Annotated in this window: 21 protein-coding genes; 17 read left to right on the top strand and 4 right to left on the bottom strand. The window is 72.0% G+C overall.

Translation table 11 applies throughout. The features are described 5' to 3' along the window. The 3 genes from C1I92_RS34820 to C1I92_RS06950 form a co-directional block, all read left to right on the top strand. A partial coding sequence (locus tag C1I92_RS34820; RefSeq protein ID WP_233506878.1) for a hypothetical protein occupies nt 1-240 on the top strand: 240 nt, incomplete at its 5' end. 77 nt (nt 241-317) lie between these two features. After that, nucleotides 318-1,361 (top strand): hypothetical protein, encoded by a 1,044-nt coding sequence (locus C1I92_RS06955; RefSeq protein ID WP_111253922.1) that lies wholly within the window; start codon nt 318-320, stop codon nt 1,359-1,361. Nucleotides 1,362-1,457: 96 nt separating this feature from the next. Continuing rightward, the gene (locus tag C1I92_RS06950) at nt 1,458-2,594 is read left to right on the top strand and encodes a hypothetical protein (protein ID WP_111253921.1); all 1,137 of its coding nucleotides are present in this window, start codon (nt 1,458-1,460) and stop codon (nt 2,592-2,594) included. Here the strand turns inward: C1I92_RS06950 and C1I92_RS06945 are convergent. Further along, nucleotides 2,551-3,834, bottom strand: coding sequence for an MFS transporter (locus C1I92_RS06945; protein ID WP_111253920.1), 1,284 nt, complete (start codon nt 3,832-3,834; stop codon nt 2,551-2,553). The two genes, C1I92_RS06950 and C1I92_RS06945, sit on opposite strands and share 44 nt — an antisense overlap. A gap of 56 nt (nt 3,835-3,890) precedes the next feature. On the opposite strand from C1I92_RS06945, the gene C1I92_RS06940 reads away from it, so the two are divergent. Both C1I92_RS06940 and menD read left to right on the top strand, forming a co-directional pair. Next, nucleotides 3,891-4,451: a CGNR zinc finger domain-containing protein gene (locus C1I92_RS06940; protein ID WP_111253919.1), complete on the top strand. Its 561-nt coding sequence runs from the start codon at nt 3,891-3,893 to the stop codon at nt 4,449-4,451. Beyond that, a complete protein-coding gene (gene menD, locus C1I92_RS06935) occupies nt 4,448-6,097 on the top strand; it encodes a 2-succinyl-5-enolpyruvyl-6-hydroxy-3-cyclohexene-1-carboxylic-acid synthase (protein ID WP_111253936.1) in 1,650 nt (549 codons plus the stop codon). The genes C1I92_RS06940 and menD overlap by 4 nt, the downstream gene beginning before the upstream one ends. 329 nt (nt 6,098-6,426) lie before the next feature. Here menD and C1I92_RS06930 read toward each other — a convergent pair whose 3' ends face one another. The 3 genes from C1I92_RS06930 to C1I92_RS06920 are packed head-to-tail and all read right to left on the bottom strand — an operon-like array spanning nt 6,427 to nt 9,350. Further along, on the bottom strand, nt 6,427-6,945 hold the full coding sequence (locus C1I92_RS06930) for a hypothetical protein (protein WP_111253918.1): 519 nt from the start codon (nt 6,943-6,945) through the stop codon (nt 6,427-6,429). Beyond that, complete coding sequence (locus C1I92_RS06925; protein WP_111253917.1) at nt 6,942-8,063, bottom strand: hypothetical protein; 1,122 nt, start codon at nt 8,061-8,063, stop codon at nt 6,942-6,944. Before C1I92_RS06925 ends, C1I92_RS06930 begins: the two co-directional genes overlap by 4 nt. A 36-nt stretch (nt 8,064-8,099) precedes the next feature. Further along, the gene (locus C1I92_RS06920; RefSeq protein WP_111253916.1) at nt 8,100-9,350 is read right to left on the bottom strand and encodes an isochorismate synthase; all 1,251 of its coding nucleotides are present in this window, start codon (nt 9,348-9,350) and stop codon (nt 8,100-8,102) included. Nucleotides 9,351-9,434: 84 nt separating this feature from the next. On the opposite strand from C1I92_RS06920, the gene C1I92_RS06915 reads away from it, so the two are divergent. From C1I92_RS06915 to nuoH, 12 genes are all read left to right on the top strand, one after another. After that, nucleotides 9,435-10,127, top strand: a complete 693-nt coding sequence (locus C1I92_RS06915) for a demethylmenaquinone methyltransferase (RefSeq protein ID WP_111253915.1) — start codon at nt 9,435-9,437, stop codon at nt 10,125-10,127. A 2-nt stretch (nt 10,128-10,129) separates the two neighbouring features. Continuing rightward, nucleotides 10,130-10,954, top strand: coding sequence for a DUF1707 SHOCT-like domain-containing protein (locus tag C1I92_RS06910; RefSeq protein WP_111253914.1), 825 nt, complete (start codon nt 10,130-10,132; stop codon nt 10,952-10,954). After that, entirely contained in the window at nt 10,951-11,811 is an 861-nt protein-coding gene (locus C1I92_RS33685) for a DUF1707 SHOCT-like domain-containing protein (RefSeq protein ID WP_158564028.1), read from the top strand. Before C1I92_RS06910 ends, C1I92_RS33685 begins: the two co-directional genes overlap by 4 nt. Nucleotides 11,812-11,984: 173 nt before the next feature. Continuing rightward, the gene (locus C1I92_RS06895; RefSeq protein WP_111253912.1) at nt 11,985-13,319 is read left to right on the top strand and encodes a geranylgeranyl reductase family protein; all 1,335 of its coding nucleotides are present in this window, start codon (nt 11,985-11,987) and stop codon (nt 13,317-13,319) included. A gap of 52 nt (nt 13,320-13,371) precedes the next feature. Further along, a complete protein-coding gene (locus C1I92_RS06890; RefSeq protein ID WP_111253911.1) occupies nt 13,372-13,731 on the top strand; it encodes an NADH-quinone oxidoreductase subunit A in 360 nt (119 codons plus the stop codon). Nucleotides 13,732-13,743: 12 nt separating this feature from the next. Further along, nucleotides 13,744-14,298, top strand: coding sequence for a NuoB/complex I 20 kDa subunit family protein (locus C1I92_RS06885; RefSeq protein WP_111253910.1), 555 nt, complete (start codon nt 13,744-13,746; stop codon nt 14,296-14,298). Further along, on the top strand, nt 14,295-15,191 hold the full coding sequence (locus C1I92_RS06880; RefSeq protein ID WP_199521014.1) for an NADH-quinone oxidoreductase subunit C: 897 nt from the start codon (nt 14,295-14,297) through the stop codon (nt 15,189-15,191). The genes C1I92_RS06885 and C1I92_RS06880 overlap by 4 nt, the downstream gene beginning before the upstream one ends. Then, on the top strand, nt 15,191-16,552 hold the full coding sequence (locus C1I92_RS06875) for an NADH-quinone oxidoreductase subunit D (RefSeq protein ID WP_111253909.1): 1,362 nt from the start codon (nt 15,191-15,193) through the stop codon (nt 16,550-16,552). The genes C1I92_RS06880 and C1I92_RS06875 overlap by 1 nt, the downstream gene beginning before the upstream one ends. Further along, complete coding sequence (gene nuoE / locus C1I92_RS06870; RefSeq protein ID WP_111253908.1) at nt 16,549-17,253, top strand: NADH-quinone oxidoreductase subunit NuoE; 705 nt, start codon at nt 16,549-16,551, stop codon at nt 17,251-17,253. Before C1I92_RS06875 ends, nuoE begins: the two co-directional genes overlap by 4 nt. Next, nucleotides 17,250-18,566 carry an NADH-quinone oxidoreductase subunit NuoF gene (gene nuoF, locus C1I92_RS06865; protein WP_111253907.1) on the top strand — a complete coding sequence of 439 codons (1,317 nt, stop codon included), beginning with the start codon at nt 17,250-17,252 and terminating at the stop codon, nt 18,564-18,566. The genes nuoE and nuoF overlap by 4 nt, the downstream gene beginning before the upstream one ends. Next, complete coding sequence (locus tag C1I92_RS06860; RefSeq protein ID WP_111253906.1) at nt 18,566-21,100, top strand: NADH-quinone oxidoreductase subunit G; 2,535 nt, start codon at nt 18,566-18,568, stop codon at nt 21,098-21,100. The genes nuoF and C1I92_RS06860 overlap by 1 nt, the downstream gene beginning before the upstream one ends. A 48-nt stretch (nt 21,101-21,148) precedes the next feature. Continuing rightward, nucleotides 21,149-22,468, top strand: coding sequence for an NADH-quinone oxidoreductase subunit NuoH (gene nuoH, locus C1I92_RS06855; protein WP_111253934.1), 1,320 nt, complete (start codon nt 21,149-21,151; stop codon nt 22,466-22,468). Nucleotides 22,469-22,496: the final 28 nt, after the last annotated feature.

Raw genomic sequence — 22,496 nt, 5'->3', positions numbered from 1 at the left:
ACAACCATGGTGGTTGCCTCCTCTCACCTGATCAGTGACGGGACGGTTGGACCGGCCGGCGGACACATCTCAGTCGGGGCGACGCCACGCTCCTATCAAGTCACGCCGGCCGGTCCTTCACACCCCGGTGCCGGCAAAACGCATGAAGACCAGACCAACGGTCGGCAGCCACGCTACGAGCCAGACACCAAGGCGATCAGGATCCAACCAGCCGCGAAAACAGCGGCGACATCACCCTGACACTGACGGTCACGCTAGCCGGTGCATGTGTCCGGACGCTTCGATAGGGTGCCGCAACTGAGTGTTCGGGGGGACGAATGCGGTGGGTTCCGGCGGCCCTGCTGGTCGCGCTGACGGCGACAGCCTGCTCCGGCGGTGACGGGGACCCGGCGGCGGCCGCGAGCACTCCGACGCCCACGCCCAGCTCCGACCTGCTCGACGGGAGCGATCCGCCCCAGGGCCTCCGGCCGGCGGTGACGGCCAGTCCCGAGGCCACGGGTTTCCTCTGGGCGCCGATTCGGGACGAGGCCAGCGGGTCGAACCTGGCCCTCCCCGAAGGAGCCAGGCCGATCGCGAACACCATCCCCGGACCCGACGGCACGACCGTCATCACGCGGGGCTTCGTGTTCGAGCACGACGACGGCGTCATCGGATTCGAGATGATCGACGACTACGCCACTCTGGACGACCTGGAGAAGATGGCCGACTTCCTCGCCGCCAGTGTCGGTGGCGCAGTCGTGGCGACCGAGGAGGTCGACGTCGGCCAGGAGCGCGGCATCGACGGCGAGGTCGTCTACGGCGACGACCAGCTGATGCTGTTCCGGATCCTGGTGCTGAACAGCGACGGCGACGTCTGGTCCGGCTTCGCGGGCGGTCCGGAGGAGGACCGGGAGCGGCTGGAGTCGGAGTTCACGCGGCTTACCGACACCGCGTTCCTCCGGCCCGCGGGCGGTCCGGTGGCGGTGCTCGACGAGCCCAGCGGCATCACTGTCGAGCTGCCGGACCGCGTCCCGCCCGAGGACCGGTCTCCCGACGGGTCTACCCCCGTGCGGGGTTACCACCACGACGACGGGTTGGGCTTCGTCGTCGTCGATGGACGGCCGGATGGTGACGACCTCGACGCGGCGCTGGCCAACGTGGCCGTGAGCGTCGAGGGCACGGTCGAGAGCTCGGCCCTGCTCGACGTCCGTGGTCATCACGCGATCGACGGGGTCGTGATCGCCGGCGAGTGGACGTATCTGATGCGGGTCATCCACCTCGAGGAGCGGACGTTGGTCGTCTACGCGGCGGGCAAGCCGGACGAACGGCAGCGCCTCACGGACGACGTCGACCGCATGACCGAATCGTTCGTCGTCCCCTGAGAAAAGAGGGAACGATCCGGGCGACTCGTCCGTCTCAGGGGTGTGGGAGCACCGGGTAGGGGACGGCACGCGCCTGTGATCATGGAAAATAGAGGCATGAAGTACCGCGTGCTTGCCGTCACCGGCGTCCTGGCCCTCCTCGGGGCGGCGGTGTTCGCCATCCTCGGAGCGACGAACGACGACGACCCGACGGCGAGTGGCGGCGGCTCGGAGCCGAACATCGTCCAGGTGGCCGCGTCGCCGGCGCCGGAGCAGGTGGCCGGCCCGATCTCGGCCGAGCCGCCGGCCGCGGCCGAGGAGCTGCCGCTGGTACTGACCGCCCCCAGCGAGGCCCGGCCGGACGCCTCCGTCACGTTCGGGGCCAGCTGGATCACGCCCGCCGGTGACCCCGTCAGCGGCAAGGTCGACCTGCAGCGCATCGAGGGCAACGCCTGGACGACCGTCACCACCATCCCGGTCGAGAACGGCCAGGGCCAGGTCGACGTGCAGGTGCGGTCGTCGGGCATCTACCGGCTCGCGTACGGCGGCGGGCCGGAGGTGGAGGCGATCGCTTCGCACGAGGTGGTCGTGACGGCGGGCGCCCAGCTGGCGTCCCGCCTCACCGCGACGGCCGAGGTGACCGACGACGGCGCTGTCGGCGTGACCGCCGCGTGGACCACCGACGGCGGTGTCCCGATCGTCGGCGACATCGGACTGGAGCAGCAGGCCGACGGCGAGGAGTGGGCGCCCCTGTCGGCCGTGACGACGACGGCGGAGGGCACCGCGGTCGTCGACGCCACCGCCGAGCACACCACCCGGTTCCGGTTCAGCTACGCCGGCGGCAGCCGGTTCGCCGCCGTCACGAGCGAGGAGGCCCTCGCGCTCGGCGACGACGTCCGCACCATCCCGGTGGAGCTCTGCGACGACGACGTCGACATCGACAACCTCGGCAACGGCGTCGGCTGTCACTACACGCCGGTCGAGTCCGGCACGTTCGTCGTCGCGCACGACTACCTGGGCAACTCCTGGTGGAACTCCATCCCGGAGGGCACGTTCGTCCAGCTGGAGGGCGAGTTCGCCGGCCTCTACGAGGTCGTGAACCGAGTCATCGCGCAGGGCCGCGGCTCCGCGCTCGGCTCCGCGTCGAACTGGACCTGCGGCGACGAGTGCGACATCGTCCTACAGACCTGTCAGGGCAGCAACACCGGCTTCACGTGGATCCGCCGGGTCGAGGACGAGGCGCCGCAGACCTGACGTGTGACAACCGGGCCGCCTCGTCGATCGACGTCAGCCGGCGGACCGGCGAGAACGCCACCCACAGTGTCGCCAGCACCATGCCGCAGGCGCCGGCCACCATCGCCGTCCGGGCGGACGTCGTCGCGGCCAGCAGCCCGCCGAGCGACGCACCCAGCGGGATCGCACCCCACGAGATCAGCCGGTACGCCGCGTTCACCCGGCCGCGCAGCCGCTCCGGCAGCGCCGCCTGCCGCAGCGTCACCGCGTGCACGTTCGCGATCCCGATGCCCACACCCATCACCACGAACACCGAGCACAGCAGCGCCATCGTCGCGACGGGGTCAGGCCCGGCCAGCGCGACCAGCACCGGCGCCGTGTTGCCGAGGATCAGCGTGATCAGCAGCACCCGCCCGTAGCCGAACCGGCCGGTCGCCCGCGACCCGAACCACGCGCCGAGGAACGAGCCCACCCCGCCGGCGGTGAACACCAGGCCGATCTGCACGGGGCCGAGCCCGACGTCGCGGACGGCGAACAGCATCAGCCCCAGGACGAAGGCCTCGTTGAAGAAGTTGAACGTCGTCGCCTCGCCGAGCAGCGCCCGGACGAACCGATTGCGCAGCGCCTCACGCAGCCCGGCGGTCAGCTCCGCCCACGACGGCCGCGAGGACGCCGGCCGGGCCGCCTCGACGACGTCGATGCCGTGCAGCGCCAGCGCCGACACCAGATACGTGAGCGCGTTGACCAGCATCGCGACCGGCGCGGACGCGGCCTGCACGAGCAGCCCGCCGAAGCCGCGGGCGCCGATCTCGTTCGCCGACTGCGCCGCTGCCAGCTTCCCGTTCGCGTCGACCAGCTGATCCGGTGCGACGAGCTCCGGCACCAGCGCGAAGTCCGCGACCTGGTACAGCACCGTCAGCACGCCGGCCAGGAACATCACGGCGTACAGCAGCTCGATCCCGGCGACCCCGGCCCACACCGCCAGCGGGATCACCAGGATCAACGCGAACCGCCCGAGATCGGCGCCGACCATCAGCGGTAGCCGGCGCCGCCGGTCCACCAGCAGCCCCAGCGGCAGCGTGGCCAGCAGGAACGGCAGGAACTGCGCCGTGCGCAACGTGCCGAGCTCGCCCGGTGTCGCGGCCAGGACGCCGATCGCCAGCAGCGGCACGGCCAGCTCGGCGACCTCCGAGCCGAACATCGACACGGCCGACCCGGTCCAGAGCCGGCGGAAGTTCCGGTTGGCCATAACCGCTGTCATGGATTCACAGGTTATGGAGTAACCAATGAATTCCACAAGAGGGTTATGCTCGGAAGATGTCCGGAGCGAGCACGCCGGCGCCCGGCCGGCTCGAGACGGTCCGGCGCTTCGTCAACACCCTCGACATCGAGTCGGGCTCCGACGCGCTGACGACACCGTCCGAGCTGAGCGCCTGGCTGACGGCGGCCGGCCTGGCGTCCGGCGCGAGAGCCGGCGCCGACGACCTCGCGCGCGCCGTCGCCGTCCGCGAGGCGCTGCGGGAGGCGCTGGCGGCCAACCACGACCGCGCCCCGATCCCGGCCGCCGCGCTCGCCGTCCTCAACGACGCCGCGGCGCGCGCCCGGCTGACCGCGACCCTGACGCCGAGCGACGGCTGGCGCCCCCGGCCGTCGGCCGGTGGTGTCGACGGCGCGCTCGGCGGACTGCTCGCGCTGGTCGGCGACGCGATGGCGGACGGCACCTGGGCGCGGCTCAAGGTGTGCGTCGACGACACGTGCCGGTGGGCGTTCTACGACGAGTCGCGGGCGCGGTCGGGCCGGTGGTGCTCGATGCAGGTCTGCGGCAACCGGGCCAAACAGCGGGCGTGGCGCGGCCGCAGGGCAGAATCGACGTCGTGAACCCCTCGACGGCCGCGGCACGCGTGCTGGTCACCGAGCTGGTCCGGCACGGCGTCCGGCACGTCGTGCTGGCGCCCGGATCGCGGTCCGCGCCGCTGGCGCACGCGCTGGCGACGGCGTCGGCCCGCGGCGACCTGCGGCTGCACGTCCGCGTCGACGAGCGGGTGGCCGCGTTCACCGCGCTCGGGCTGGCCCGGGTGGCCGGCCCGGTCGCCGTCGTGACGACGTCCGGCACGGCGGCGGCGAACCTGCACCCGGCCGTGCTGGAGGCGTCGCACGCGGGAGTGCCGTTGCTGCTGCTCACGGCCGACCGGCCGCACGAGGTCCGCGGCACCGGCGCGAACCAGACCACCGACCAGGTGCGGCTGTTCGGCGCCGCGGTCCGGTTCTTCGCCGACGTGCCCGCGCCGTTCGGGCGGCCGGGCGAGGACGCCGACCTGCGGGCGCTGCTGGCCCGCGCGCTGGCGGCCGCGGCCGGCACCCGTTCGGGCGACCCCGGACCGGTCCACCTCGACCTCGCCTTCCGCGAGCCCCTGGTCCCGGACGACGACGCGTTCTGGCCGGAGGCGTCCGATGGCGCACCCGAGATCGTCGCTGCTCGTGCCGTCGAGCCGGCCACGCTGGACGGTGGACCGCTGACGGTCGTCATCGCGGGCGACGGGGCCGGGCCCGACGCGCGGACGTTCGCCGAGGCGGCCGGCTACCCGCTGCTGGCCGAGCCGTCGTCGGGCGCCCGCTCGGGCCCGGCCGCCGTCGGGCCGTACCGGCTGCTGCTGGAGCGACCCGAGCTCGGCGGTCGGATCGAGCGGGCCGTGGTCTTCGGACACGCGACGCTGTCGCGCCCGGTCAGCGCGCTGCTCGCGCGCGAGTCCGTCGAGGTGGTCGTGGTCGACCGGCGGCCGGACTGGATCGACCCCGGCCGCCGGGCCGCCCGGGTGGTCTCGGCGGTGACGGCGCCGCCCCCCGGCGACCCGGACTGGCCGGCGTCCTGGCAGCGCGCCGCCAAGGCCGCCCAAGACGCCGTCGACGGGGTCCTGGCCGCCGGGCCGCTCACCGGGCCCGCGGTCGCGGCGCTGGTCTGGGCCGCGCGCCGGTCCGGCGAGGCGCTCGTCGTCGGCTCGTCGAACCCCGTGCGCGACCTCGACCTCGCCGCCGCGCCCGCCGTCACGGACGAGGCCGGACCGGTGCTGGCCAACCGCGGCCTCGCCGGCATCGACGGCACGCTCTCGACCGCGACCGGCGTCGCGCTCGCCAGCGGTGGCCCGGTGCGTGCCCTCGTCGGCGACCTCACCTTCCTGCACGACGCCGGCGGCCTGCTGATCGGCCCGCTGGAGGAGCGCCCGGACCTGCAGATCGTCGTCGTCAACGACGACGGTGGCGGCATCTTCGCGCTGCTCGAACACGGCGACCCGGCGCACGCGGAGCGGTTCGAACGGGTCTTCGGCACCCCGCACGGGGCCGACCTGGCGGCGCTGTGCGCGGGGTATGGCGTGGCGCACCGGCGGGTGACGGATCCGGCGGCGCTGCGGTCAGCGCTGGCCGAGCCGGTGACGGGGCGCGGCGTGATCGAGGTGCCGGTCGCCCGCGCGGCGCTGCGCGACCTGCATGCCCGCATCCGCGCCGCGGTGTCCGCGGCGCTGGACTAGATGAACGAGTCTGATCGACCTTCGGGCGACCCGCAGTTCGCTGCCGCGCAGTGGTGTGCACCCCATGATCATGGGTCGGGCCGTGTGGCGCGCCCGCCCGAAGGGGTTCTGCACCCATCGCGAGTGCACCTCACCCGCCACCCAGCCATATCCGGGTTCGGCTCGGTTCCGGGAACGGTCCTTGGGCGGGTGAGGTGCTCCTCACTGGGACGAGGACGAGCGTCGGCGGATGCCCGTCAAACAGGCGGATGCGGGCCCGGACCGGGGTGGCATTCGCCGGATCCGCGGGATCAGCTCGGCCGCGCCCCCGTCGCCGACAGCACGCACGATCAATCGGACTCACTCATCCAGGCCTGACGGGCGCCCTCGCGGGTCAGCCGTTCCAGCCGCTGCTGGTAGTCGGGCGGCTCGGGGCGCCGATGGTGGTCGCCGCGGTCCTCGTGGGTGAGGCCGCGCTTGGCCAGCCAGGCGCGGTTCGCCTCGCTGAGTCGGTCGGCGCGCTTGGGCAGCCAGAACAGGTACGGCGTTTGGCGCCGGTGGCCCCAGTCCTCCGGCGGGACGGGGTACGGGTCCCCCGGCGGCGCCTCCGGCCCGAACAGGTCGTAGTACAGGTTCCGATGCCACTCGTCGTTGTTCCACTGAGGCTCCGAGCCCGCCAGCGACTGCAGCGACGAGTCGCGGATGTGTGCGGCAAGTTCGTCGCGGAAGGCGAGGAGGCTCTCGCGCTGGTCCGGGTCGTCCAGCCACTCCGGCGCCCGGTTGCACCCCTCGACATAGCCGTCCGGATCCCCGCTGTCGTCGAACCAGTTGCCGATCCAGAGCCGCAGATTCTCGGTTCGTTCGGTCACGGTGTCGATCCTCCGAAGCGGGTGAAGTTCTTGGGCGGCGCCGCGGTCGGGTAGCAGGTGATGACGATCCAGTCGGTGCCGATCTTGCGGAAGATGATGACAGCTCCGGGATCGGATCCGGTGGCGATCTGGTCCGTCGCCACGATCGGCATCGGCGCCGCGCCCACCTCCATGGCGTAGTCGCGTGCCTTCGTCCAGTGCTGGGCCAGATCGTGCGATCGGGCGCCGGAGCCGCGGAAACCGGTGGTCTCGTCGGGTCCGAGGCCGGCCACGTCCGCCGGCACGAAGATCCTGGCCTGGCCCTGGGGTCCCACCAGCTTCAGGTAGGCATGCAGCCCGGCGATGGTGCCGCCGTTTCCCTCGATCAGGGCCTTCAGCGGCTTCGCGAGCGCCTCGAAGCTGTCGAACCGGCCGGCGACCGCGCCCACTCGGTGCTCCGTCGTCACCGTGTCATCCGGGCCGACCGTCCACACGTGCTCCGGCGTCGTCCGGCCGGCCGGGTCCTTGCGCCAGGTGATCCGCGCCTGCAACGCCTCGTCCGCCACGTACGGCCCGTGCACCTGGATCGCGTGGCTGGACGCATGCAGGAACATCTCGGCGACGTCCCGCCGCAGGGCCGGGTCGAACTGCGAGGCCACCGCGATCACGGCCGCGACCAGCGGTCCGTCGCTCGTCACCGGCGCCGCAGCGGCATCCCGGACCGGCAGCCCCAAGGAGGCCGGCTGGTCGGTGAGCACGGCGTCGACATAGTCGTGCGCCACGCCGGGCGGGAATGTCGACGCGATCCCGGCCAGGCCGTGGCCGGGCGGCGGCAGCACCGTCGCGACCGTGGGCAGCGACGGGTCGGCGAACAGCAGTGCGAGCAGGGCGCGCGCCTCGCCGCTCAGCGTCGCCGCGACGGCGGCCAGCTCCCACGAGGCGTCGGCCGCACCGGTCGCCAGCGAACCGACGACGGCGGTCGCCAGGGCCGCGCCGTCGGGCCGGACCGGCTCGACCGTCCGCGCCACCGTCAGGCCACGGGCGCCGACGAGATCGAGCAGCTCGGCCGACGTGCGGGCGTGGTCGGCCCAGGCGGCCACCAGGCCGTGCGCCGCGTACCGGATGCCTTCCGCCGCCACACCAGGAAGGTGCGCCGAACCGCGGCGCTGTGACAGCTACGAGGACAGCGCGTCGCGCATCGGGACCAGCTTGGCGACGCTCTCGGCGAGCTCCGCCGCCGGGTCGGAGCCGGCGACGATGCCGCAGCCGGCGAACAGCCGCAGCCGGGAACCGGACACCTCGGCCGAGCGCAGCGCGATGCCCCACTCGCCGTCGCCGCGGGCGTCCATCCAGCCGACCGGACCGGCGTAGCGGGCCCGGTCCAGGCCCTCGATCTCGCGGATCAGCTCCAGCGCGACGGCGGTGGGCGTACCGCCGACCGCGGCCGACGGGTGCAGGGCGGCGGCCAGCGCGAGCGACGACGCGTCGGAGGCGGTGACGCCGGCGAGGTCGGTGGCCAGGTGCATGACGTTGGGCAGGTGCAGCACGAACGGCGTCTCCGGCACGTTCATGCTGGAGCAAAACGGCGCCAGCGCGTCGGCGACGGAGCGTACGGCGTACTCGTGCTCCTCCAGGTCCTTGCTGGACCGGGCCAGCGACGCCGCCAGCGCGAGGTCGTGCTCGTCGTCGCCGGTGCGCTGGATGGTGCCGGCGAGGACGCGCGACGTGAGCAGGCCCCGCTCGCGGCGGACCAGCAGCTCCGGAGTCGCGCCGATCATGCCGTCGACGCTGAACGTCCAGCAGTGCGGGTAGCCGGCCGACAGCCGCCGCAGCGGCCAACGGATGTCGATCGGCTCCGGGCTCTCGGCGACGAGGTCGCGGGCCAGCACCACCTTCTCCAGCCCGCCGGCGACGATGCGCCGGACCGCCTCGGCGACGACGCCCTGCCACTCCGCGCCGGAGCGGGCACCGTCGCTGTACACGACGGAGAGGGGCCGACGCGGCGCCGAGACCGCGGGCAGCGCGGCGCCGCCGGGCAGGTTGCCGGTGACGTCGATCGTCGTCACCCACCAGCGGCCGGACCGGTGCCCGATGACGGTGTCCGGGAGGACCAGCGACGACGAGCCGGGGACGTCGTCGAAGGCGAACGAGCCGAACGCGACCGGGCCGGTGCCGGGCAGCCGGACCTCGTCGCGGACGACGGCGGTGCCGACCATCCGCCGCCACCACCGGTCGGCGGCGACGAACCGGTTGGCGCCGATCGTGTCGAACCGGGCCGCCTGGCCCCACCCGACGACGCCCTCGCCGCGGCGCACCCACGCCATCGGGTGGTCCTCGGGCAGCAGCTCCAGCAGCGGTCCCGGATCCGGCACCTCGGTGGTGCGCACGACCATCGGCGCGGAGACGGGCAGCGTCGTCACGACCATCAAGCGTACGGCGCGACCGCCCGACGCGACGCGTGGCGGCCTGCCGATTGGCGCATGCACGGCCCGACACGTCAAAGTGGACTCGTGACCCGCGCCTCCCTGGACAAGCAGCCGCACGAGGTGGCGGCCATGTTCGACGACGTCGCCGAGAAGTACGACCGCACCAACGACGTGCTCTCGCTCGGCCAGGACCGCGCCTGGCGGCGGGCCGTCGTCTCGGCCGTCGCGGCGGCGCCGGGGGAGCGGGTGCTCGACCTCGCCGCCGGCACCGGCACGTCCAGCGAGCCGTTCCGGGCCCGCGGCGCGTTCGTCGTGCCGTGCGACTTCTCCCTCGGCATGCTCCGGACCGGCCGGCGCACGCACACCGACCTGCCGTTCGTGGCCGGCGACGCCACCCGGCTGCCGTTCGCCGACGACGCGTTCGACGCCGTGACCATCTCGTTCGGGCTGCGCAACGTGCACGACCCGATCGCGGGCCTGCGCGAGCTGCTGCGCGTCACCCGGCCTGGCGGCCGGCTGGTGGTCTGCGAGTTCAGCCACCCGGCGTTCGCGCCGTTCCGCACCGTCTACGTCGAGTACCTGATGCGGGCACTGCCGCCGGTCGCCCGCCGCGTCTCCAGCAGCCCGGACGCCTACGTCTATCTGGCCGAGTCGATCCGCGCCTGGCCGGACCAGCCAGGGCTGGCCGGCTGGCTGCGCGAGGCCGGCTGGGCCGACGTCCGCTGGCGCAACCTCAGCGGCGGCATCGTCGCCCTGCACCACGCCGTGAAGCGCTGAGCATGGCCAGGGGGCAGAACCGGCGGCCGGAGGACGACGACCGCAGGCGCTACACGGCGGTGCTCGACGCCGCCCGCGCTCAGGGCCGCATCGACGATGCCGAGCTGTCCCGGCGCTCCTTCACCGTCCGCTACGCGCAGACGATCGGTGAGCTGGACGCCGTCGTCGATGACCTGCCCGGTCCGGACCGGACGGCGGGAGGCCGGTCGCTGGTGACGGTCGCCGTGGCGGGTGTTGCGATCCTGGCCGCCGTCGGCCTCGGCATCGTCGCGGCGAGCTCCGGCGACGACGACGCGCCGGCCGCCGAACCGCCGGCGGGCGAGGTCGAGGCACCGCCGGTCGAGGAGGTCGAGGAGGACGAGGAGGTCCCGGTGGACATGTTCGCCGCGGCCGAGCTGACCATCCTGTGGGAGGCGCTCGCCGCGCAGCAGGTGGCCGAGGTCCAGAGCATCTACCTGCACGACGAGTGGGCCGACCTCGAGGTGCGGACGGCGCCGGGCGCGCCCACCTACGACAGCGTCGAGTACGACGGCACGCTGGGCGAGCGCGAGCCGGGCAGCCAGGTCTCCGAGGAGAACCCGGACGACGCGTTCTTCGCACTCGACGAGGTCGACCCGGGGATCGTCGCCGCGTGCGCCGCCCGGGCCGCGGAGGTCGCCCAGCGGCCGGACCGCGCGGTCGAGCTGATCGTCATCAACCGCGACGTGTTCTACGGCGACGTCGTCACCATCAACGTGCACCTCGAGGCCGACGCCTATGGGGTCGCGCCGACGCTGACCTGGGACGCCACCGGCCAGCACCTGCTCGACGACGGGATCGACCCGTGAGCCGCACGGACCGCAACTGGCGGCCGTCCGACGCCGACCGGGAACGGTACGCGGGTGCCGTCTCGCAGGCGTTCGCCGAGGGCCGCATCGACGCCGCCGACATGGAGAGCCGGACCGCGCTGATCTACGAGGCGAAGACGATCGCCGACCTGGACGCGCTGGTCGAGGACATGCCCGCCCCTGCGGCGGCGCCCGCAGCGCCCGCCACCGGCGGACGCGGCGGCTGGATCAGGCTGGCCTTCGGCGCGGTCGCGCTGGCCGTGCTCCTCGGTGTCCTCCTGCTGACCTTCCGCGACGGACCCACGCCGGCCGATCCGCCGGCGCGCGAGCCGGTGCCCGTCGAAGAGCCACCGGCCGAGCCGCCGGAACCTCCGGCACCGCCGGCCGCCGAGGTGGACCTTCCGGCGATCGACATGGAGCAGTTCGGCCTCTTCACTTTGGCGGGCCTGCAGGAGCTGTGGGCGGCGGCCGCCGATACCGAGCCGAGCGCGATCACCCTGTTCGCCGACAACGCCACGCTGGAGGTGCGGTCGAGCTCGCCCCAGCGTGCCCTCGACCGCGTCGAGTACAGCGGCGGGCTGCTTCTGCTGCCGGGAGACCCTTATCGGGACCTGGGCGACGGCGAGCCGGACGACGAGGTGTTCTTCTCCTGGAGCGACGTCACGCCCGAGGCGGTCATGGCCGCGATCGACGGGATGCCGGCCGCCACGGGCCTCCCCGATGTCACCGTCGGCCACATCAGCATCGGCCACTACCAGGACGGACTGGTCACCATCAGCGTCTACCCGGAGGGTGACACCGGCGTCACTTACGTCCGCTGGGACCCCACCGGCCAGGAGGTCATCCGCGTCTACTGACGGCGGTGAATTACGCAACGCTGATGCTGCGTAAATCCGCAGGTCAGAGTGGGTGACCCGGGGTGAGTGACACGGCAGGCAACCCCTACACTTAGGTCGAGTGTGCGCTCGTGAACTGATTCACGAGCGTGCCGCCACGAACCGAACAGTGACACGCATGCCGAGGACCGTCGATGAGCCAGCGCACTGGTCGTAGCCGACCGAGCGCACCGAGCGTTCCGAGCCGCACCGCCGGCGAGGCGGATGTCATCGTCGTCGGCGCAGGGCCGGCCGGCTCGACCACGGCCTACTACCTGGCCAGGTACGGGCTGGACGTGCTGCTGCTGGAGAAGGCTTCGTTCCCGCGCGACAAGGTCTGCGGCGACGGCCTGACGCCGCGCGCCGTGCGGCAGCTGGTCCGGATGGGCATCGACACGAGTGCGCCGGGCTGGATCCGCAACCGGGGCCTGCGCATCATCGGCGGCGGCATGCGGCTGCACCTGCCCTGGCCGGAACTGGCCAGCTACCCCGACTACGGCCTGGTCCGCACCCGCACCGACTTCGACGAGCTGCTGGCCCGGCACGCCGCGGCCGCCGGCGCCCGGCTGCACGAACGCACCAACGTCACCGGCCCGGTGCTGGACGAGCGCACCGGTGACATCGTCGGCGTCACCGCGAGGCCGCTGGACGAGCGCGGCCGCGCCGCTGGCGAGGCGGTCACGTACCGCGCGCCGCTGGTGGTCGCTGCCGACGGCACCTCGTCGCGGCTGTCGACCGCGATGGGGATCCACAAGCGCGAGGACCGGCCGATGGCGGTCGCCGTCCGTACGTACTACAAGACGCCGCGGCACGACGACGACTGGATGGAGTCCTGGCTGGAGCTGTGGGCCGACAACCCGTCCGGCGGGCGCGACCTGCTGCCCGGCTACGGCTGGATCTTCGGCACCGGCAACGGCACCAGCAACGTCGGCCTCGGCATCACGAACACCTCCAAGGCCTTCGGCCGGGTCGACTACAAGGACATGCTGCGCCGCTGGGCGGCCCAGACGCCGCCGGAATGGGGCTTCACCGAGGAGAACCAGGTCGGTGACATCCGCAGCGCGGCGTTGCCGATGGGATTCAACCGCCAGCCCCACTACAGTCGTGGCCTGCTCCTGGTCGGCGACGCCGGCGGCATGGTCAACCCCTTCAACGGCGAAGGCATCGACTACGCGATGGAGGCCGCCGGCCTGGCCGCGACGGTGATCGCGGACGCGCTCTCCCGGGATGCCGCCGGCCGGGAACGGGTGCTGCGGGGATATCCTGCGGCGCTGAAGCACGAACACGGTGGCTACTTCACGCTCGGCCGCATCTTCGTCAGATTGATCGGTGACCCACGGATCATGAGAATCGCCCGGAACCACGGCCTGCCGCGCCCCTGGCTGATGAAGTTCACGCTGAAGCTGCTGGCCAACCTGACCGACCACCGCGACGGTGACGTGTACGACCGCGTCATCAACGCGATGACCCGACTCGCCCCGGCGGCGTGAGGAGCACCATGCAGGACGTCTTGCGGAACTCAGCGCAGAGGAGTGGCCCGGCGTGAACTCGTACGCACCGATCCTCGGTCTCATCGCGATCGCCGCGGCGTTCGCGGTCGGCTCGGTCGCCTTCTCGTCCCTGGCCGGCCCGAAGCGGTTCAACCGCGCCCGCCTGGACTCCTACGAGTGCGGCATCGAACCGACCCCGCTGCCGGTGGGCGGCGGCCGGTTCCCGGTCAAGTACTACCTGACCGCGATGACCTTCATCATCTTCGACATCGAGATCATCTTCCTGTACCCGTGGGCGGTCCGGTTCGACCACCTTGGGGTCTTCGGCTTCGTCGCGATGGTGACGTTCATCTTCCTGATCACCGTGCCGTTCATCTATGAGTGGCGGCGCGGCGGGCTGGACTGGGACTAGCAGAGGCGAATCATGGGTGTTGAAGAGAAGCTTCCGTCCGGCGTGCTCCTGAGCACGGTCGAGGGCCTGCTGGGCTACATGCGTAAGGGCTCGGTCTGGCCGGCGACGTTCGGCCTGGCCTGCTGCGCCATCGAGATGATGGCGTTCGGCGGCCCCCGGCACGACTCCGCCCGGTTCGGCATGGAGGTCTTCCGCGCGTCGCCGCGGCAGGCCGACCTGATGATCGTCGCCGGCCGGGTGAGCCAGAAGATGGCGCCGGTGCTGCGGCAGATCTACGACCAGATGGCCAACCCGAAGTGGGTGCTGTCGATGGGTGTCTGCGCCTCGTCCGGCGGCATGTTCAACAACTACGCCATCGTCCAGGGCGTCGACCACGTCGTGCCGGTCGACGTCTACCTGCCCGGCTGCCCGCCCCGGCCGGAGATGCTGATCGACGCGATCCTCAAGCTGCACGACCAGATCCAGCACACGCGGCTGGGCGCGCACAAGGCCGCGGACGACGCCGAGGCCGAGCGGCTGGCGCTGCGGGCCGAGGCCACGCACGAGATGAAGGGCCTGCTCCGGTGAGCGACGACGAGAAGCGGACCGAGGCCGCCGACAGCGCGGGCGACGCGCAGGGCATGACCAGCGGCTCGCAGCACCCCGACGACGTCGCCGAGGCCGCGGAGACGCGCGCCGAGACCAGCCCGACCGAGGACCAGAAGCCGGCCGAGGCCCCGACCGAGGAGACCGCCGCCGCGGAGGCGGAGGAGGAGTCGCTCCCGGCCGAGCCGGAGGGCCCGGCGCTGCCGCCGGAGCACCCGTCCCGGCGCGGCATGTTCGGCGCCTACGACGGCAGCGGCGACACGTCCGGCTACGGCCGGCTGGTGGTCCGCGACACGAACCCGGTCCGCGGCGCCTCCACCCCGCGCCCGTGGCCCGACGAGCTGGAGAAGCTCGGCGACGACGTCACCGCGGCGTTGCAGGAGGCCGGCAGCACCGACGCCGACGTGTTCGAGAAGGTGCTGGTCGACCGCGGCCAGATCACGTTCTTCGTCAAGCGCGAGAAGCTGGCCGAGGTCGCCCGGACGTTCCGCGACGACCCGCTGCTCCGGTTCGAGATGTGCATGGGCGTCAACGGCGTGCACTACCCGGAGGAGACCGGCCGCGAGCTGCACGCCGTCGTCCAGCTGCTCTCGATCACCCACAACCGCCGGGTCAACCTCGAGGTCACCTGCCCCGACGACGACCCGCACATCCCGTCGATCGTGCACACCTACCCGTCGGCCAACTGGCACGAGCGGGAGACGTACGACTTCTTCGGCATCCTCTTCGACGGCCACCCGGCACTGACCCGCATCCAGATGCCGGACGACTGGCCGGGGCACCCGCAGCGCAAGGACTACCCGCTCGGAGGCATCCCCGTGGAGTACAAGGGCGCGACCATCGCGCCGCCGGACGAGCGGAGGGCGTACAACTGATGAGCCAGCAGGACGTCACCTTCACGCCGGCCGGCGACGACACCGACGACCCGTACGCGGGCGTACGCGAGACCACCGAGGGCCCGGTCTACACCGTCACCGGTCAGGACTGGGACGACGTGATCGGCGCGGCCGCCGCGGGCGAGGAGCGCATCGTCGTCAACATGGGCCCGCAGCACCCGTCGACGCACGGCGTGCTCCGGCTCATCCTCGAGCTCGACGGCGAGAACGTCACCGAGGCCCGCTGCGGCATCGGCTACCTGCACACCGGCATCGAGAAGAACATGGAGTACCGGACGTGGACCCAGGGGGTCACGTTCGTGACCCGCATGGACTACCTGTCCCCGTTCTTCAACGAGGCCGCGTACGTGCTGGGCGTCGAGAAGCTGCTCGGCATCACCGACGACATCCCGGAGCGGGCCAACGTCATCCGCGTCATGATGATGGAGCTGAACCGCATCTCGTCGCACCTGGTCTGCATCGCGACCGGCGGCATGGAGATGGGCGCGCTCACCATGATGACCAACGGGTTCCGCGAGCGCGAGCGCACGCTGGACCTGTTCGAGCTGATCACCGGCCTGCGGATGAACAGCGCGTACATCCGCCCGGGCGGCGTCGCGCAGGACCTGCCGCCGGGCGCGGTCGAGAGCGTTCGCGAGTACCTGCGGTGGATGTGGGACCACATCGGCTCCTACGAGGCGTTCGCGAACGAGAACCCGGTGTTCAAGGGCCGCACCGTCGATGTCGGATACCTCGACCTCGCCGGCTGCATGGCGCTGGGCATCACGGGGCCGGTGCTGCGGTCGACCGGCCTGCCGTGGGACCTGCGCAAGTCGCAGCCGTACTGCGGCTACGAGACCTACGACTTCGAGGTGCCGACCCGCGACACCGCCGACTCCTACGGGCGCTTCCGCATCCGCATCGACGAGATGAAGGAGTCGCTGAAGATCGTCGAGCAGTGCCTGGACCGGCTGGAGCCGGGCCCGGTCATGGTCGGCGACAAGAAGATCGCCTGGCCGGCCCAGCTGGCCATCGGCAGCGACGGCATGGGCAACTCCCTCGACCACATCCGGCACATCATGGGTGAGTCGATGGAGGCGCTGATCCACCACTTCAAGCTGGTCACCGAGGGCTTCCGGGTCCCGGCCGGCGAGGTGTACATGCCGATCGAGAGCCCGCGCGGCGAGCTCGGCGCGCACGTGGTGTCCGACGGCGGCACCCGCCCGTGGCGCGTCCACTTCCGCGACCCGTCCTTCAACAACCTGCAGGCCGTACCGGCGATGTGCGAGGGTTCGATGGTGGCCGACGTCATCGTGTCCGTCGCGAGCCTCGACCCGGTGATGGGTGGATGTGACCGATGACCGACGTGAACCAGACACCGGCCGCGCCCGCCGCGCTGGACGACACCGTCCGGGCGGAGATGGCCGAGATCATCGCCCGGTACCCGGAGCCGCGGTCGGCGCTGCTGCCGATGCTGCACCTCGTGCAGGCGCACCAGGGGTACGTCACCCCCGAGGGCATCGAGCTGTGCGCCGAGGTCCTCGACATCACCGAGGCCGAGGTCGCCGCGGTCGCGACGTTCTACACCATGTACAAGCGCCGCCCGGTCGGCGAGTACCACGTCGGCGTGTGCACGAACACGCTGTGCGCCGTCATGGGCGGTGACGCGATCTGGGACGACCTGTCCGAGTACCTCGGCGTCGGGCACGACGAGACGACCGACGACGGCAAGGTCTCGCTCGAGCGGGTCGAGTGCAACGCGGCCTGCGACTACGCGCCGGTGATGATGGTCAACTGGGAGTTCATGGACAACCAGACGCCGCAGTCCGCGCGCGAGCTGGTCGACCGGCTGCGCGCCGGCGAGGTGGTCGAGTCCACCCGCGGCCCGCGCATCTGCACCTGGAAGCAGGCCGAGCGGGTGCTGGCCGGGTTCCCCGACGGCCTGGCTACCGAGGGCGCCGCGGCCGGCCCGGCCTCCGTCGTGGGGCTGGAACTGGCGAACGAGAACGGCTGGACGGCGCCCGAGGGCGGTCAGCGCGAGCTGGGAGGCAGCAGCAAGTGAGCCAGAAGACCCTCACCCCTGTTCTCACCGCCCGCTGGGACCAGTCCGACGCGTTCACCCGGCGCAACTACGAGAAGGCCGGCGGCTACAAGGCGCTGCGCCGTGCGCTGCAGCGCAAGCCCGAGGACATCGTCGAGATCGTCAAGGACTCCGGCCTGCGCGGCCGCGGCGGCGCAGGCTTCCCGACGGGGATGAAGTGGAGCTTCATCCCCAAGGACTCGGGCAAGCCGACCTACCTGGTCGTGAACGCCGACGAGTCCGAGCCGGGCACCTGCAAGGACATCCCGCTGATGATGGCCGATCCGCACGTGCTGGTCGAGGGCGTCATCATCACGTCCTTCGCCATCGGCGCCAAGCACGCCTTCATCTACGTGCGCGGCGAGGTGCTGCAGGTGTTCCGCCGGGTGATGAACGCCGTCGCCGAGGCGTACGAGGCCGGCTACCTGGGCCAGGACATCCTCGGCTCCGGGTTCGACCTGGACGTCGTCGTGCACGCCGGCGCCGGCGCCTACATCTGCGGCGAGGAGACCGCCCTGCTGGACTCGCTGGAGGGGCGACGGGGCCAGCCGCGGCTGAAGCCGCCGTTCCCGGCGGTGGCCGGCCTGTACGCGTCGCCGACTGTCATCAACAACGTCGAGACCATCGCGTCGGTGCCGTCGATCGTCTCCGGCGGCGCCGAGTGGTTCCGCGGCATGGGCAGCGAGAAGTCGCCCGGCTACGGCATCTTCTCGCTGTCCGGGCACGTGACGAAGCCGGGCCAGTACGAGGCGCCGCTGGGCATCACGCTGCGCGAGCTGCTGGACATGGCCGGCGGCATCCGGGCCGGTCACGAGCTGAAGTTCTGGACGCCGGGCGGCTCGTCGACGCCGATCCTCACCGCCGAGCACATCGACGTCCCGCTGGACTTCGAAGGCATGGCCGGCGTGGGCTCGCTGCTGGGCACCCGGGCGCTGCAGATCTTCGACGACACCACATGCGTCGTGCGCGCCACCGAGCGGTGGATCGAGTTCTACAAGCACGAGTCCTGCGGCAAGTGCACGCCCTGCCGCGAGGGCTTCTGGTGGATGGTCCAGATCCTCGAGCGGCTGGAGAAGGGCGACGGCACCGAGGCCGACCTGGACAAGCTGCTGGACATGAGCGATAACATCGCTGGCCGCTCGTTCTGTGCGCTCGCCGACGGCGGGGTGGCGCCGGTGGTCTCGACCATCCAGCACTTCCGCGACGAGTACATCGCCCACTTCGAGCACGGCGGCTGCCCGTTCGACCCGGCCGCCTCGACGCTGTTCGCGCAGGAACTGGGGGCCAAGGCCTGATGACCGTGACGACCAACTCCACGTCCGACGCCGTGGAGCCGCAGCCGAACCTGGTGACGGTCACCATCGACGGCTTCGAGGTGAGCGTGCCGGAGGGCACGCTGGTCATCCGCGCGGCCGAGCTGATCGGCATCCAGATCCCGCGGTTCTGCGACCACCCGCTGCTGGAGCCCGTCGGCGCCTGCCGGCAGTGCATGGTCGAGGTGCCCGACATGGGCAACGGCCGCGGCATGCCCAAGCCGCAGGCGTCCTGCACGCTCACCGTCGCGCCGGGCATGGTGATCAACACCCAGTTCTCCTCGCCGGTCGCGGACAAGGCGCAGCAGGGGATCATGGAGTTCCTGCTGATCAACCACCCGCTGGACTGCCCGGTCTGCGACAAGGGCGGCGAGTGCCCGCTGCAGAACCAGGCGATGAGCAACGGCCGCGGCGACTCCCGCTACGAGGGCAAGAAGCGGACCTACCCGAAGCCGATCAACATCTCCGCGCAGGTGCTGCTGGACCGCGAGCGCTGCGTGCTGTGCGCCCGGTGCACCCGGTTCTCCAAGGAGATCGCCGGCGACCCGTTCATCGAGCTGCTCGAGCGCGGCTCGCTGCAGCAGGTCGGCATCTACGAGAAGGAGCCGTTCGAGAGCTACTTCTCCGGCAACACCATCCAGATCTGCCCGGTCGGCGCGCTGACCAGCGCGGCGTACCGGTTCCGGTCCCGCCCGTTCGACCTGGTGTCGGTCCCGTCCGTCGCCGAGCACGACGCCTGCGGCAGCGCGATCCGGGTCGACCACCGCCGCGGCACGGTCATGCGCCGGCTGGCCGGCGACGACCCCGAGGTGAACGAGGAGTGGATCACCGACAAGGACCGCTTCGCGTTCCGCTGGTCCACGCTCGACGACCGCATCACGCACCCGCTGGTGCGTGACGAGGAGACCGGTGAGCTGGTCCCGGCGTCCTGGCCGGAGGCGCTGACGCTGGCGTCGCAGGGCCTGGCCCGCTCGCGGGACACCGGCGGCGTCGGCGTGCTGACCGGCGGCCGGCTGACGCACGAGGACGCCTACGCGTACGCGAAGTTCGCTCGCGTCGCCCTCGACACCAACGACATCGACTTCCGCGCGCGGCCGCACTCGGCCGAGGAGGCCGGCTTCCTGGCCTCCATCGCCGGGTCCGGCCTCGGTGTCACGTTCGCCGACGTCGAGCAGGCGCCGGCGGTGCTGCTGGTCGGGCTGGAGCCGGAGGAGGAGGCCGGCGCGCTGTTCCTGCGGCTGCGCAAGGCCAACCGGAAGAACGGCACCCAGGTCCACTCGATCGCGCCGTACGCGACCCGCGGCCTGACGAAGACCGGCGGCACGCTGCTGCCGGCCGCGCCGGGTACCGAGCCGGAGATCCTCAACGCGATCACGCTCGGCGACGATCGCGTCGCCTACCTGGGCGAGGCGCTGCGCAAGAAGGGCGCCGTCATCCTCGTCGGCTCCCGGCTGGCGACGATCCCTGGGGCGCTGTCCGCGGCCGCCCGGGTCGCCACCGTCACCGGCGCCCGGCTGGCCTGGGTGCCGCGGCGGGCCGGCGAGCGCGGCGCGCTCGAGGCCGGCGCCCTGCCGAACCTGCTGCCCGGCGGCCGGCCGGTCGCCGACCCGGAGGCCCGGGTCGACGTCGCCGCCGCCTGGTCGGTCGAGACGCTGCCGTCGCTGCCCGGCCGCGACACCACCGGCATCCTGTCCGCGCTGACCAGCGGCGTGCTGACCGGCGCGCTGGTGGCCGGCGTCGAGCTGGCCGACCTGCCCGACCCGGCCGCGGCGAAGCGCGCGCTCGAGTCCGCCGGTTTCGTCGTCAGCCTCGAGGTGCGGCGCAGCGAGGTCACCGAGCTGGCCGACGTCGTGCTGCCGGTCGCGCCGCCGGTGGAGAAGGCCGGCACGTTCGTCAACTGGGAGGGCCGGCTGCGGCCGTTCCCCGCGGTGCTCGCGCAGACGCCGTCGCTCAGCGACGCCGCCGTGCTCGACGCGATCGCCGGCGAGCTGGGCATCCGGCTCGGGGTGCGCGACGTCGACGACGCCCGGGCCGAGATCGCCGAGCTCGGGGTCTGGGACGGCGCCCGGCCGGAGAGCGCCGACGCGACGCCCGCCGGGCCACCGCGGCCCGGCGAGCGCGAGGCCGTGCTGGCCAGCTGGCGGCTCATGCTCGACTCCGGCCGCGGCCAGGACGGCGAGCCGCACCTGGCGGCGACGGCGCGCAAGGTCGAGGCCCGCCTCTCCGCCGGCACCGCCGCCGAGGTGGGCGTCGCCGACGGCGAGTGGCTCACCGTCCGCACCGGGACCGGCTCGGTCACGGTGCCGGTGCGGGTGACGGACATGCCCGACCGGGTGGTCTGGCTGCCGGAGAACTCGAACGGCTCGACGCTGCACCAGTCGCTCGGCGCCGCCGCCGGCGCCGTCGTCAAGCTCGCAGGTGCCCAGTCGGGTCATGCGGGCAACGGTCGAGGGGCGGGGCCGGAGGCTCCCCCCGAGGTCGTTCCTGGCCGTGAGACGACTAGTGGGAGTGAGTGATCCCCGCATGACCCGACGTCAGAATGTGACGGTGCCATCGTGATCGCCCTGGCCGCGGAGACCACCGGAGACGAGATCGCCGGGTTCGGCAACGACCCGTGGTGGATCATCGCCATCAAGTGCCTGGCGATCTTCGTGCTGTGCGTCGTCCTGACGCTGTTCAACATCGTGTTCGAGCGCAAGGTCGTCGCTCGCATGCAGCACCGCCTCGGCCCGAACCGCACCGGGCCGTTCGGCAGCCTGCAGAGCCTCGCCGACGGCGTGAAGCTGATGTTCAAAGAGGACATCATCCCGAAGGCCGCGGACAAGATCGTCTACATCGCCGCGCCACTGGTCGCGGTGATCCCGTCGTTCCTGATCCTGTCGGTCATCCCGCTGGGCCCCGAGGTGTCGATCTTCGGCCACGAGACCCGGCTGCAGCTCACCGACATGCCGGTGGCGGTGCTGTTCACGCTGGCCATCGCGTCGGTCGGGGTGTACGGGCTGATGATGGCCGGCTGGTCCAGCGGCTCGACCTACCCGCTGCTCGGCGGCCTGCGCTCGACCGCGCAGGTCATCTCGTACGAGCTGGTCATGGGGCTGTCGTTCGTCGGCGTGTTCCTGTTCGCCGGCACCATGTCGACGTCGGGCATCGTCGCGGAGCAGGAGCGGCTCTGGTACGGCATCATCCTGTTGCCGTCGTTCATCATCTATCTCATCGCGATGGTGGGCGAGACGAACCGGGCGCCGTTCGACCTTCCCGAGGCCGAGGGCGAGCTGGTGGCCGGCTGGGGCACCGAGTACTCGTCGATCAAGTACGCGATGTTCTTCCTCGCCGAGTACATCAACATGGTCAACGTCTCCGCGATCGCCACGACGCTGTTCCTGGGCGGTTGGCGGGCGCCGTGGCCGCTGTCGGCGATCAACGACGGCATGTTCAACACCGGCTGGTGGCCGCTGCTGTGGTTCTTCGCCAAGGTCATCCTGCTGATCTTCGTGTTCATCTGGCTGCGCGGCACGCTGCCCCGGCTGCGGTACGACCAGTTCATGCACTTCTGCTGGAAGGTGCTGCTGCCGGTCTCGCTGGTCTGGATCGTCGCGGTGGCGGGCATGCGGCTGGCGTTCAACGAGGGCATCGAGCGCAACCAGATCCTGCTGTACGGCGGCATCGCGGTCGCGGTGCTGCTGATCGGCAGCCTGCTGATCCCGGAGAAGAAGCAGCCGGAGGAGACCGAGCCGGCCGAACCGGCGCCGTTCGACGCGTTCGCCGGCGGCCACCCGGTCCCGCCGATGCCTGGCCAGGAGTTCGTGGCGGCGCGCATCCCCGTGACCCCAACCGGGGCCACCACCAAGACCGACGAACGTACCGAGGAGAGCAGTCGTGCCTAAGTTCCTCGACCCGGTGGCGGGGTTCGGA

Source organism: Jiangella anatolica (genome assembly GCF_003236295.1).
GTDB lineage: Bacteria > Actinomycetota > Actinomycetes > Jiangellales > Jiangellaceae > Jiangella > Jiangella anatolica.
Note: the sequence above shows the minus strand (reverse complement) of the source record. Positions and strands in the feature narration are given on the sequence as shown.